8 protein-coding genes are annotated in these 13,696 nt (G+C 53.7%); 3 read left to right on the top strand and 5 right to left on the bottom strand.

Annotated elements, in window-relative coordinates:
- The first annotated feature begins 67 nt into the window (after positions 1–67).
- From A3OW_RS0108745 to A3OW_RS0108735, 3 genes are read left to right on the top strand one after another with little or no spacing between them, the layout of a single operon-like run.
- Complete coding sequence (locus A3OW_RS0108745) at positions 68–403, top strand: YnfA family protein (RefSeq protein WP_198291303.1); 336 nt, start codon at positions 68–70, stop codon at positions 401–403.
- A gap of 54 nt (positions 404–457) precedes the next feature.
- A complete protein-coding gene (locus tag A3OW_RS0108740; protein ID WP_020563055.1) occupies positions 458–3,610 on the top strand; it encodes a CusA/CzcA family heavy metal efflux RND transporter in 3,153 nt (1,050 codons plus the stop codon).
- The gene (locus A3OW_RS0108735) at positions 3,610–5,955 is read left to right on the top strand and encodes a heavy metal translocating P-type ATPase (RefSeq protein ID WP_232422346.1); all 2,346 of its coding nucleotides are present in this window, start codon (positions 3,610–3,612) and stop codon (positions 5,953–5,955) included. The genes A3OW_RS0108740 and A3OW_RS0108735 overlap by 1 nt, the downstream gene beginning before the upstream one ends.
- 236 nt (positions 5,956–6,191) lie before the next feature.
- Here A3OW_RS0108735 and A3OW_RS0108730 read toward each other — a convergent pair whose 3' ends face one another.
- The 5 genes from A3OW_RS0108730 to A3OW_RS0108710 form a co-directional block, all read right to left on the bottom strand.
- On the bottom strand, positions 6,192–6,437 hold the full coding sequence (locus A3OW_RS0108730; RefSeq protein ID WP_157385848.1) for a hypothetical protein: 246 nt from the start codon (positions 6,435–6,437) through the stop codon (positions 6,192–6,194).
- Between the two features lie 329 nt (positions 6,438–6,766).
- Positions 6,767–7,126: a hypothetical protein gene (locus A3OW_RS0108725; protein WP_020563052.1), complete on the bottom strand. Its 360-nt coding sequence runs from the start codon at positions 7,124–7,126 to the stop codon at positions 6,767–6,769.
- A gap of 63 nt (positions 7,127–7,189) precedes the next feature.
- Entirely contained in the window at positions 7,190–10,327 is a 3,138-nt protein-coding gene (locus A3OW_RS0108720) for an efflux RND transporter permease subunit (RefSeq protein WP_020563051.1), read from the bottom strand.
- A gap of 1 nt (position 10,328) precedes the next feature.
- Positions 10,329–11,804 carry an efflux RND transporter periplasmic adaptor subunit gene (locus tag A3OW_RS0108715; RefSeq protein WP_020563050.1) on the bottom strand — a complete coding sequence of 492 codons (1,476 nt, stop codon included), beginning with the start codon at positions 11,802–11,804 and terminating at the stop codon, positions 10,329–10,331.
- Positions 11,801–13,057 (bottom strand): TolC family protein, encoded by a 1,257-nt coding sequence (locus tag A3OW_RS0108710; protein ID WP_026223433.1) that lies wholly within the window; start codon positions 13,055–13,057, stop codon positions 11,801–11,803. The genes A3OW_RS0108715 and A3OW_RS0108710 overlap by 4 nt, the downstream gene beginning before the upstream one ends.
- Positions 13,058–13,696: the final 639 nt, after the last annotated feature.

The raw sequence follows: 13,696 nt of genomic DNA, 5'->3' as shown, positions 1-13,696 counted from the left end.
CGCTTAGACCTGCCACTACTCCGGATAGTTGATGCAGGGCAATTATTCATACGTAATGGAGAGAATTATGTTGATACTGAAAACCACCGCTCTTTTCCTCGTTACCGCCCTTGCCGAAATCATCGGCTGTTTTCTGCCCTATCTGTGGCTCCGCAAGAGTGGCTCCCCATGGTTGCTGCTACCGGCAGTGCTCAGCCTGTCGCTTTTCGTATGGCTGCTCACATTACATCCGGCCGCCAGTGGCCGTATTTACGCTGCTTATGGCGGTATTTATGTGGCTACCGCTCTGGTTTGGCTAAGAGTAGTGGATGGAGAAAGGTTGTCCATATGGGATTGGATGGGGGCGGGAATCGCTTTGTTCGGAATGGCGATCATTGTGCTGGGCTGGCGCAGCGAAGTTTAGACCATGATTTTATTGATTTCGTAAGGAAAACTACAGTGCAGGAGGCCGCCCATCATGTTTGAACGACTTATCCGTTTAGCCATCGAGCACCGATGGCTGGTTATCCTGGCCGTGCTCGCTATGGCGACGCTCGGCATTTTCAATTACAAAATCCTGCCGATCGATGCCGTCCCGGACATCACCAACGTCCAGGTGCAAATCAATACCTCAGCGCCCGGCTATTCGCCGCTGGAGACCGAACAGCGCATTACCTATCCGATCGAAACCGTCATGTCGGGCCTGCCCCATCTGGAGCAAACCCGGTCACTGTCGCGCTACGGTTTGTCGCAAGTGACAGTGATCTTCCAGGACGGCACCGATATTTACTTTGCACGGCAATTGGTCAATCAACGCATCCAGGAAGCCAAGGATAAACTGCCTGTCGGAATCACGCCGGCGATGGGGCCGATCTCGACCGGCCTGGGGGAAATCTACCTATGGACTGTCGAAGCCAAAGACGGTGCCAAGAAGCCTGACGGTTCGCCTTACACAGCAACCGACCTGCGCGAGATTCAGGACTGGATCATCAAACCCCAACTGCGCAATGTGCCGGGTGTAACCGAGATCAATTCCATCGGCGGTTTTGCCAAACAATATCAGGTCGCACCGATTCCGGAAAAACTCGCCTCCTACGGCCTGACTTTACAGGACATCGTCACCGCGCTGGATCGCAACAATAACAATGTCGGAGCCGGCTACATCGAAAAGCGCGGCGAACAGTATTTGATCCGTGCGCCGGGCCAGGTACACTCGATAGAGGATATCCGCAACATCATTCTCGGCAATGTGCAGGGCGTGCCGATCCACATTCGCGATGTCGGCGAGGTCAAGATCGGCCGCGAACTGCGCACCGGCGCCGCCACCGAAAACGGCCGCGAGGTCGTGCTGGGCACGGTTTTCATGCTCATCGGCCAGAACAGCCGTAGCGTTTCGCGGGCGGTCAACAAAAAAATGGAGGAGATCAACCGCACCTTGCCTGAAGGCGTGCAGGCAATCACCGTCTACGACCGGACGGTGCTGGTCGATAAAGCAATCAACACCGTCAAGAAGAACTTAGCTGAGGGCGCGATGCTGGTGATCGTGATTCTGTTCCTGTTCCTTGGCAACATCCGCGCGGCCCTCATCACGGCGTTGGTGATTCCATTGTCGATGTTGTTCACCTTCACCGGCATGGTGACTTACCAGGTTAGCGCGAACCTGATGAGCCTGGGGGCGCTCGATTTTGGCGTGATCATTGATGGTGCCGTCGTGATCGTCGAAAACTGCGTGCGGCGGCTTGCCCATGCCCAGGAGCAGCAAGGTCGTGCTCTGACCCGCGACGAGCGCTTTGATGAGGTGTTTACCGCCTCCAAAGAAGCGCGGCGAGCGCTGCTGTTCGGTCAGGTCATCATCATGGTCGTGTATTTGCCGATCTTCGCCCTGACCGGCGTGGAAGGAAAAATGTTTCATCCAATGGCTTTCACGGTCGTGATTGCCTTAGTGGGTGCCATGATTCTGTCAGTCACGTTTATTCCGGCGGCCGTAGCGCTGTTTATCGGCGACAAAGTGGCCGAGAAAGAAAATGTTCTGATGCAGACGGCTAAGCGTCTTTATGCGGTAGCGCTGGATCAGGTCATGATTAACAAACCTGTGGTGTTGACGTTCGCTGTCGTCACAGTAATCCTGTCAGGTCTCTTGGCGACGCGTATGGGCAGTGAATTTGTGCCTAGTTTGAACGAAGGAGACTTCGCTATTCAGGCGCTGCGGATCCCCGGTACCAGTTTGTCGCAATCGGTCGCCATGCAGCAACAAATTGAACATTCTCTGAAACAGCAATTCCCGGAAATCGACCGGGTGTTTGCGCGGACAGGCACCGCCGAGATCGCCGCGGACCCGATGCCGCCCAATATTTCGGATGGTTACATCATGCTCAAGCCACGCGAGCAGTGGCCCGATCCGGAGAAATCGCGGGACGAACTGCTGGCTGCGATACAGGCGGCAGCCGGCAAACTCCCCGGCAACATTTTCGAATTCTCCCAGCCTATCCAGCTGCGCTTCAATGAACTGATTTCAGGCGTCCGCAGCGACGTTGCGGTCAAGGTATTCGGCGATGATCTGGCTGTACTGAATGCCACGGCCGCTAAAATCTCGGCGGTCATGGAAGCTATTCACGGCGCATCCGAGGTTAAAGTGGAACAAACGACGGGTTTGCCGATGCTGACGGTCAATATTGACCGGGACAAAACTTCGCGTTACGGCTTGAACGTCGGCGACGTGCAGGATGCGGTGGCCACCGCGATTGGCGGGACAGAAGCAGGTACATTGTTTGAAGGGGATCGGCGTTTCGATATTATCGTTCGCCTACCGGAAAACCTACGCAGCGACTTGGAAGCGCTCAAGCGTCTTCCGATTCCATTGCCGCGAGCACAAGGCGGCGACGGCCGAGCTACCTATATTCCGCTTGCCGAAATCGCCAGCCTTGATCTAGCCCCAGGACCCAACCAAGTCAGCCGGGAGAACGGCAAACGCCGGATCGTGGTAAGCGCCAATGTGCGCGACCGCGACATCGGTTCATTTGTTGCCGAGGCCGGGCAGCGGCTTCAGCAGCAAGTCAAGATTCCGGCGGGATACTGGACCACCTGGGGCGGACAGTTCGAACAATTGCAATCGGCCGCGCAGCGCTTACAGATCGTGGTGCCGGTGGCGTTAATGCTGGTTTTTACACTACTGTTCATGATGTTTGGCAACGTCAAGGACGGTTTGCTGGTCTTTAGCGGCATTCCTTTTGCGCTGACAGGCGGTTTGGTCGCGCTATGGCTGCGCGGCATACCGTTGTCGATCTCGGCGGCGGTCGGGTTCATCGCGCTTTCGGGTGTGGCGGTGCTTAATGGTCTGGTGATGATTGCCTTCGTCCGCAGCCTACGCGAAGAAGGCATGCCGCTGGATAAAGCGATTCATGAAGGAGCGCTCACGCGTCTTCGGCCGGTGCTGATGACCGCATTAGTCGCGTCATTCGGTTTCGTGCCGATGGCGATCGCCACGGGGACCGGCGCCGAAGTACAGCGTCCTTTGGCAACGGTGGTGATTGGCGGTATCCTGTCATCAACAATGCTGACGTTGCTGGTGTTGCCGATTCTGTACTGGTTTGCACACCGCAAAGACGAACAGGAAAGCGGCAACACCGTCTAGTGAAGTGCCAATTAATTTTATACGGTATAAAAATTATGGGCTCATGTAATAAAACTGAAAAATCCTGCGGTTGTACAGGAGAGAAATCGGATAGTAGTCAGCCAATTGCATCAATACTTACGAGTGGCATGACTTTCAAGATCGAAGGTCTGGACTGCGCCGAAGAAGTCGCCACTTTAAAAAGCGCGATCGGGCCGATAGTGGGTGGCAGTGACAAACTGGCGTTTGATGTTTTAAATGGGCGAATGACGCTTTTGCCGGACGCTGAGCCTGTGGCTGAAAAATCCATCATTAAAGCCGTTGCCATAACCGGGATGAAAGCGACCCGCTGGCAATCCGGTCAGGCACAAGCGGATGTAAAACAACTGCACCGTTCAAAGACCGTTTATACCACACTCAGTGGTTTATTTATCGTGGTCGGCATGTTGATTCATATCGCGATGGTCGGTGGCTTTAGTGATGTACAAATGTTTCTCAGCCATCCTGAAAACTGGTCTCTCAACTGGGAGGTGATCACTGATTATTTCACTAGCTTATTTAACGCCCATACTCAGCAAGCTATACCCTTACCTGAAAAAATCGCCTTTGGCCTGGCGGTGATTTTCGGTGGCCGGCATGTGGTTGTTAAGGCTTTTTATGCCCTGAGACGGTTGCGTGCCGATATGAATTTGTTGATGACGGTTGCCGTCATCGGCGCCATGGTCATCGACGAATGGTTTGAAGCGGCCACCGTGAGTTTTCTCTTTGCCCTATCCCTAGCAATTGAAAGCTGGAGTATTGGCCGTGCCCGTCATGCCGTTGAAGCGTTGCTGGATTTAGCGCCTTCGACGGTGACGGTCAAGGATGAAACCGGCCAGGAACGCCGCGTGCACGCCGCAGAAGTCGGCATCGGCAGCCGTTTCATCGTAGCGCCAGGCGATAAATTCCCTCTGGATGGCGAGGTGATTAGCGGCGTCAGTTCGGTCAATCAGGCGCCGATTACGGGGGAAAGCATTCCTGTTGCCAAGCAAGCCGGAGACGAAGTGTTTGCCGGCAGCATCAATGGCGAAGGAACACTGGAAATCCGGTCAAGCAAACTCGCCGCGGACACCACGCTGGCGCAGATCACGCGTATGGTTGGAGAAGCCCATAACAAGCGGGCGGAAGCCGAGCAATGGGTGGATAAGTTTGCCCGCGTTTATACGCCGGTCGTGATGGTCTTGGCGCTGGCCGTGTTTATCATTCCGCCGCTGTTTTTAGCGGGCATCTGGAACGAGTGGTTTTACCGCGCCTTGGTGTTGCTGGTGATTGCCTGCCCTTGTGCGTTGGTCATTTCAACGCCGGTCAGTATTGTCGCGGCATTGGCCAGCGCCGCCAGGCAAGGCATTCTGATCAAAGGCGGCATTTATATCGAAGCGCCGGCCCATCTGAATGCGATTGCCTTTGATAAAACCGGTACGCTGACCAGTGGCGAGCCGACAGTCACCGGTGTTTACCCATTTAATAGCCATAGCGAAGAAGAACTGTTAAGCCGTGCTGCCGCACTGGAAGCTCGCAGCACTCATCCTTTGGCTAAAGCCATTTTACAATACGCGGAAAACCGGGGCATCCGTATTGCCGGCGCCGACAACGTGACGGTTCTGCCGGGCAAAGGCGTCACCGGACTCTTTAACGGCGCCGATTTCTGGTTGGGATCGCGCCGTTATCTATTGGAACGTAGCCGGGAAGTCCCGGAAATCAGTGAAAAAGCGATCGCACTTGAACAGAACGGCCAAACCGTTATCGCCATCGGCAATGACCGGCACATTTGCGGCCTGATTGCCGTCGCCGACCAGCCCCGCGCTCAAATCAAATCGATTTTGCAATCTCTCAGGCAGAAAGGCATCAAACATTTGGTCATGTTGACCGGCGATAATCGGGTGACGGCTAACAACATCGCGAAACAAATCGGTATTGATGAAGTGCATGCTGAATTGCTGCCGGCCGATAAAGTTGAGATCGTCAGTCAAATGGTCGAGAAATACGGCCAAGTGGCGATGATCGGCGATGGGGTTAATGATGCACCGGCCCTGGGCCGGGCCAATCTGGGCATTGCCATGGGCGTGCTGGGTTCGGATGCGGCGATAGAAATAGCGGATGTCGCCTTAATGGGCGACGACCTCTCCAAGCTTCCTTGGCTGATCGGGCATTCCAAAAGAACGCTGGCGATCATTCGGCAAAATATTACTTTTGCACTCACAATCAAAGCCATTTTTGCCCTCCTCGCTTTTGCAGGGCTTGCAACCTTATGGGAAGCCATTGCCGCCGATATGGGGGCTTCTTTGCTGGTTGTTGGCAATGGGTTGCGGCTGCTACACACAAAATAGGATTTTCTTTGAGCTATCGCAACCAAAAAAGTATCCGGTTTTGGGTGACCGGCAGGATGGCTATGCGGTTTTACCCATCCTATCCGGCCTACCGTGTTCCGCGCAGCCCTTGTCGATAGCTGCCCCTGATTTCGAGTTGGCACAAATGCCTATGCCCGCTCTCTCTAGATTTTTCCCTACAGAAATAACAGGCTAAGAAGTCGGACAAAGCTTCCCCTCATTTTGCTTTACGCCCGCTATTTTTTGGGCTCATGCCCCATCATAGGCATGTCACCAGCGCAGCATCCGTCATCCCTCATCATGTTGTGCATGTTTTGCATGTGCTGCATGTGTTGATCCATCATCTGCCTACGCTCTTGGGGGTTCTTCGTCTGGCGCATTTCGGCTAGTTCCTTTTCCATTTGTTTCAGTTGTTCCTGCATCTCCTTTTCGGTCATTTTTTTCTGTTGTTCTTCAGCGGCAACCGTGAAAGGACTATTCAATGTTATAAAACCATCATGAATAATAGGGAGAGCGTTTTCATGTTAACCTCCTTACGAGCTGATTAGAAAAGTGAGCGCTATAACTCGTGCCCACGTAGGCCACAGCCGAAATATCCGGCTGCATTCTAACCTATTGAAATATTACAACCTTAGTAATAGTTCAATTAGTACAAATACCTAAATTTATTTATATTGATCTCCATCGATAATACGAAAATCAATTTTCATTCTGAAAATACTCAATCAAAGCAGCCATACATTTAGATAAAAAAGGAATTAGCCATCAATCTGCTTGACAGATTGATGGCGTCCCTAAATTCACTATTTCGCTATGGCTTTATGCCTTCTGCCAATTCACGATGCATCTTCGCCATTTCCAGATTTTCCTCGGCGGCTTTTTGATAGACATCAATCAGCCTTTGGCAATGGACTCCGAATCCTGTTGCCTGCTGCTTACCAATTAGCCACGGCTCTCTCTCGTATTCACTCAGGATTTTCTTGTGCTCGTCGACCTTGGCCTGCATTTCTTTCGCCACTTCTTCATAGTGTTGTGCCAACGCCTCGTGATCGGCTTTGGATTTTGCGTTATGAACCGCTTGATCCATGTCCATCGAGTGCGGGTTATATTCAGCGCATGAAGTCAACAAACCAAGTGCTAAAAACAAAATAATCAGTAATGATGTTTTCATGGGTTTTCTCCAAAATATCTCAATAGGTTAATGAAATTATTTTTTATATAGTCAATACATCGTTCAGTTTTGCCCCCTTAAGCGAGTTCCGTTGTTGATAGAATTTTGTTTACACAGAGCATAAAGCGCCGGAATCACGATCAGCGTCAACAATGTCGACGACACCATACCTCCCACCATCGGGGCGGCAATGCGGCGCATCACTTCCGAGCCGGTTCCCGTTCCCCACATGATCGGCAGCAGCCCTGCCATGATCGCGGCCACGGTCATGATTTTCGGCCTGACCCGTTCAACGGCGCCTTCCCGGATCGCGTCGTACAGATCGGATCTGACCAGCGGCCGGTTTTCCGCCGTTCGGATCGCCCTGATCCTTTCTAGCGCCTGATCCAGATAAATCAGCATCACGACACCGGTCTCGGCCGCCACGCCGGCCAAGGCGATGAAGCCGACAATGACCGCCACGCTGAGGTTATAATCGAGCCAGTAGAGCAGCCATATGCCGCCGACCAGTGAAAACGGCAACGACAGCATTACGATCAGCGTTTCGGTGATGCGCTTGAAATTCAGGTACAGCAGCAAGAAAATGATGAACAATGTCATTGGAACGGCAACGGCCAGCTTGGCCTTCGCGCGCTCCATATATTCGAACTGGCCGCTCCAGGTCGCGTAATAGCCGGGCGGAAACTTTACCTTTTCCAGCACGGCCTGTTGCGCGTCGACCACATAACCGCCGATGTCGCGACCCCGGATATCGACGAAGATGTAGGCGGAAAGCAGCGCGTTTTCGGTGCGGATGCCCGGCGCGCCTTTATCGAGGCTGACCCGGGCCAGTTGTCCGAGCGGAACCATAGCTCCTCCCGCAATAGGAACCAGAACTTGTGTTGCAATCATTTCCGGTGAATCGCGCAGTTCGCGCGGATAGCGCACGTTCACATTGAAGCGTTCTCGGCCTTCCACCGTAGTAGTGACCGTCTCGCCGCCCAACGCGGTGGCGATCACATCCTGAAAATTGCCGATGCTCAGCCCATAGCGAGCCAATTGCTTTCGATCCGGCTCGATGTTGAGGTAATAGCCGCCGGTAATCCGTTCCGCATAGGCGCTGGTGGTGCCCGGCACGGTTTTGACGGCGGCTTCGATTTCGGTCGCTAGCCGTTCCATTTGCGTGAGGTCGGTACCGAACACCTTGATCCCGATCGGTGTCCGAATACCGGTCGAAAGCATGTCGATGCGGTTTTTGATTGGCATGGTCCACGCGATCGTGACGCCAGGCATCTGCGTCGCCCGATCCATTTCCGCGATTAGTTTGTCGAGGGTCTGCCCGGAACGCCACTGGGCTTCCGGTTTCAGATTGACCACCGTTTCGAACATTTCCAGCGGCGCCGGATCGGTCGCGGTGGCTGCGCGCCCGGCTTTGCCAAATACCGATTCGACTTCCGGAAAGCCTTTCAGAATCCGGTTATGGGTTTGCATGATTTCCGCAGCCTTAGTGACTGACAAACCGGGCAGGCTCATCGGCATGAACAGCAAAGTGCCTTCGTTCAGCGTCGGCATAAACTCGCTGCCTAATTTCGACGCCGGATAAGCCGAGACGAGCAGAATGGCCATTGCAATACAGATGGTCAGCTTTTTCCAGCGCAATACGCCTTCGATCACCGGCCGATACAGCCAAATCAACAGTCGATTCAGCGGATTGCGATGCTCCGGCACGATGTTGCCCCGGATGAACAGCCACATCAATACCGGCACCAAAGTCACGGACAAAATGGCCGCTCCGGCCATCGCAAAGGTCTTGGTGTAAGCCAGGGGTTTGAATAGCCGGCCTTCCTGTTCTTCGAGAACGAAAACAGGAAGGAATGAGATGGTAATCACTAAAAGACTCAGGAATAACGCAGGACCGACTTCCTTGGCGGCGCTGATTATCAGGCCAAGACGGTCGGCGTCAGGCGGGGCGCGCTCCAGATGTTTGTGCGCGTTTTCTATCATGACGATCGCCGCATCCACCATTACCCCGATCGCGATCGCAATGCCTCCGAGACTCATGATATTCGAATTAATGCCGAGACCATGCATCACGATGAAGGCGATCAGCACGCCGACCGGCAGCATCACAATCGCGACCAGAGCACTACGTATATGATAGAGAAACACGATGCAGACAAAAGCCACGACCAAACTTTCTTCGAGCAGTTTGTCGCGGAGATTCTCAATGGCTTTCAAAATTAACAGGGAGCGATCATAAACAGGAGTGATCGAAACACCCGCCGGTAACCCCGGAGCAATTTCCCGGAGTTTGGCTTTCACATTCTCGATCACTTCCAGCGCATTCTGACCGTAACGGGCAATCGCAATACCGGATACCACCTCACCTTCACCATTCAATTCGGTAACACCGCGGCGCTCGTCAGGTCCGAGTTCCACACGAGCAACATCGCGAATCAGTACCGGCGTGCCCCCCTCGGCTTTCACCACCAAATCCTCAATATCCTGAATGCCTCGCAGATAGCCTTTGCCGCGCACCATGTACTCGGTTTCCGTCATTTCGACCACGCGTCCGCCCACATCGCGGTTGCTTTCGGCGATTACCCGGCCGATGGCGGATAAGGGAATGCCGTAAGCCTGGAGTTTGCGCGGATCGACAATCACCTGGTATTGCTGAACGAAGCCGCCAACACCAGCCACTTCGGCGACTCCATGTGCCTTGGTCAGCTGGTAACGGATGAACCAGTCTTGCAAGGTCCTGAGCTCTGCCAGCGAATGCCGGGCGCTTTGCACCACGTATTGAAAAACCCAGCCGACGCCGGTCGCGTCCGGACCCAGGTTTGGAGAGACGCCCTTCGGCAGGCGGCTGGAAGCGAAATTTAGGTACTCCAGCACGCGCGATCGCGCCCAATAGACGTCGACGCCATCTTCAAATATCACATAAACGAAAGAGGCGCCGAAAAACGAAAAACCGCGTACGACCTTCGAGTGAGGAACACTCAACATCGCCGTAGCCAAAGGATAAGTGACCTGATCCTCGACCACTTGCGGCGCCTGGCCGGGGTATTCGGTATAGACGATCACTTGCACGTCCGACAGGTCAGGTAAGGCGTCGAGTGGGGTTTTCAGTACGGCATAAACGCCGGCGATCACGATAAAGACGGTTGCCAACACCACCAGGAATACGTTACGAGCCGACCATTCGATGATTCGTCCCAACATGTTACATTCCTCCTTGATGGGCCTGTTCTCCGGCCGACGACAACGGTTCGAATGAGACGGCGCTGTTTTGTTTTGCATCAGCCGGCTCGAATGCGCTTACTGCAGCCTTCAAATTGCTCTCGGCATCAATCAGAAAGTTTGCTCCAACAACAACGCTTTCCTGCTCATGAAGTCCGTCCAGAATTTCTGTCATCTCCTCACCGCGAAGACCTAGCTTAACCGCCCGGGGTTCGAAACGTCCTTCGCCGCGATCGACAAGCACCAGCGTGCGACGGCCGCTTTCCAGAACCGCGGATTTCGGCACCGCCAATGCCCGATGCATTTGGGCATCGATCTGAAGCTGGGCATACATCATCGGCTTGAGCAGATGACCGGGATTGGCGAGTTCGACGCGTACCTTGACCGTTCGCGTCGCCGCATTCAGCGTCGGATAAATAAATCCCACTTTGCCGGTAAAGATTTTGCCGGGATAAGCGTCGAGGGTCACCCGCGCCGTCTGGCCGAGCTTGATCGAGCCGATGTCTTGTTCATAGATTTCAGCGATTACCCACACCGTGGAAAGATCGGCGATTTTATACAGCGTATCTCCAGCCATGGCCCGTGCGCCTGCGATAGCCTTTTTTTCGAGGATGACGCCGGAGGCGGGCGAACGCACGACCACCGTTTTGACAGCCTTGCCCTGTCGAAGCCGCTCCAAATCGGCGGCCGAGATGCCCCAATTTTCCAAACGCTCCAGGCTGCCGTCCGCCAGGCTCTTCATGCCGTCTTGCAGCCAGTCCTGACCTTGAGAGAGCATCATTTGGCCTTTTTGTGCAATCAGATATTCGTGCTGGGCGGAAATTAAATCCGGGCTGTACAGTTCAAATAAAGGTTGGCCACGCACTACCGATTGCCCCGTGGCGTTCACATACAGTTTCTCGATAAAGCCGTCGAAACGGAGCGTCACGTTATGCTGCCGGCGTTCATCGGCTTCGACAATGCCAACGCTGCGTACCGTCTGCGCAATGTCGATGTTTTGCACTAACGTTGTTTTGACGCCGAGCCGCTGGATTTTTTCCGTGCTCACACGCAATACAGAAACTTCGCTCTCTGCGTTTTCTTCCGCATAGACGGGTATGTAATCCATGCCCATCGAATCCTTTTTTGGTACCGGCGAAGTATCCGGCAGGCCCATCGGGTGGCGATAGTACAAAATTTTGCCTTCCTGATTGCGAGAACTGCTTTCGGAAGGGGCGGCTGGTTTTGTCTCTTTCTCGGATTGTTCGTAGACTGGAACATAGTCCATACCCATTTCATCCTTGGCCGGTACCGGCGAAGTGATCGACGGGTTCATTGGATGGCGGTAAAAGAGCGGTGTCTTTTCGGCCTGTACGACCGGCAGCGGTGTAGAGGGAGCAAGACTTGAAGTCAGCCAATAACCCCCGAGAACGCCCAGGCCGGAAGCAACGAGCGCTGTCCATAGAATGGTTTTGTTCATAATGCCTCCTTGCCGACGGCAGCGGCTAATTGCGCCAGGGCCTGATGAGCTTCGGCCAAAGCCTGCCAGTGCTGATTCCGGTAGTCAAACCAGGCATTTTCAGCCCGTATTACGCTCTGAAAATCGGTCTTTCCGACCTGATAAGCGGCAACAGCGGCGGTGATCGTCTGTTCGGCGAGCGGCAGAGCGCTATTCTTCAACAGCTCAAACTGTTCTCGACTGGCCTGGTAAAGCGCCAGCGACTCGTTGATTTCGGTCTGGATTTTCCGTTCCGCGTCATTCAGCGCATATCGCTCCTTGAGTAATTCGCTTTGCCTCTGATCGACTGCTTTGGCTTGTTTACGGTCGGTATAAATCGGCAACGTCATAGCGATCTGAAAACTGGCAAAATCGCTGCGGCTTTGACCGTTCGGATGGTTTTGACGGAACGAATAGGCGGTGCCCACCGTGAAATCCGGATAATAATCTTTCTTAGCCAGATCCAGCCGGGTTTGCGCGGCGTAGATTGCTTTCTTGCGCTCGGCCAAGAGAGGCCGCGATTGCTCGCTTTGCGTTTGCAAGTCCCCGGCAGATCGGATATCCGGCAACTCGGTTGCGACGTCGTCAGGTAGCCGAATGCGATGATCCGCAGGCCGGTTGAGCAAGGCGTTCAGGCGCGCCATGGCGGCACGATGCATGCCGATGTGCTGCGCCTTTTCCTTGGCCAGTTTGGTCTGTTCCAGAAGCGCCGACAGCACATCCTGCTGAAGTCCTTTTCCCACCTGGTATTGACTATCGGCAATCTCGGCCAGTTGCTTTAGCAGGTGTTCGGTGTCGTCGATAATTAGCAACGAACGGTGTATGAAAAGTAGTTGCCACCATTGCAGGGTGACCTCGCGAACAAGTTGAAGCCGAGCTTCCTCTGCCGTTTCCGCGATAGCTTCGGCTTCGAAAATCGCGGCTTTTTCTCGTAGTGCCAATTTCCCCGGAAACGGAATAGTCTGGCTGACGCCGACTTCCATCATCGTGAAATCGTCCTTGTTGAGGTCAAGCCCGGACGCGACCGGCAGCCAGAGTGCTCCAAAACTGACTGTCGGATCGGGCAAACTGCCTTCCTGAGAAGGAATCGCCGCCATGGCTTCGGCGCGTGCCTTAATCTCGGCAAGACTGGGATTGTCTTCGAGAGCGATGTCGACCGCCCGCTGAGGCGTAAGAACGGGCTCATCGGCCAAGAGGGAATTTGAAAATAGTACGAACCAGCAGACTGCAGTCATGGTAAAGACTCGCCGCAGTCGCCGAAATATCACGGAAACCATGAGATGTTCCTTTCACAAACGAAAATAAGGCCCCGCCAGTTGCGGAACCGCCATCGCGCTTTAAAAAGCGCGGTTTTATTTCGAGAGAAAGGCTAATTCAGAAGCGTACAGAAACGATAGATCAACAGAACGCGTCTGCCGATCGGCGGCGCTTTCGCGCGCGGAATAAGCGGAGTGGAAAAAAGGCACTGAAAAAGGTAGCCGATCAGCCCTATCAGGCAGAGAACGAAGATCGGTATTTGCGGTTTATCGATCTTAACCTCAAAAACCGGATTAGGATGAGAATCAAGACAGGGTTTGAAAGAGCAATCCTGATGGGGCATGGCTGTGTGGCTGCCATCGTGCATAGCGGATAAGTCCATTTCCCCGCATCCCGCAGGCATAGTAGTGACTGAACTTTTGAAGACCGGTTCCGGCATCATGCAGGTATTCGAGATCAGCATGGAAAGCCAGCTCACCATCAATACGAAGATGAGTGAGATCAAATAAGGGCGGTTTTTGGGAGAGCGCAACCGAATCAGCACAAAGGGTCTTACCGTGGAAAACTATACAGTTTACACTACCACATCGGCTTTTTGACTTCAAATATATTGTTTT

The sequence above is a fragment of the Methylosarcina fibrata AML-C10 genome (genome assembly GCF_000372865.1).
Classification (GTDB): Bacteria; Pseudomonadota; Gammaproteobacteria; order Methylococcales; family Methylomonadaceae; genus Methylosarcina; species Methylosarcina fibrata.
This window is presented reverse-complemented; position numbering and strand designations above follow the sequence as displayed.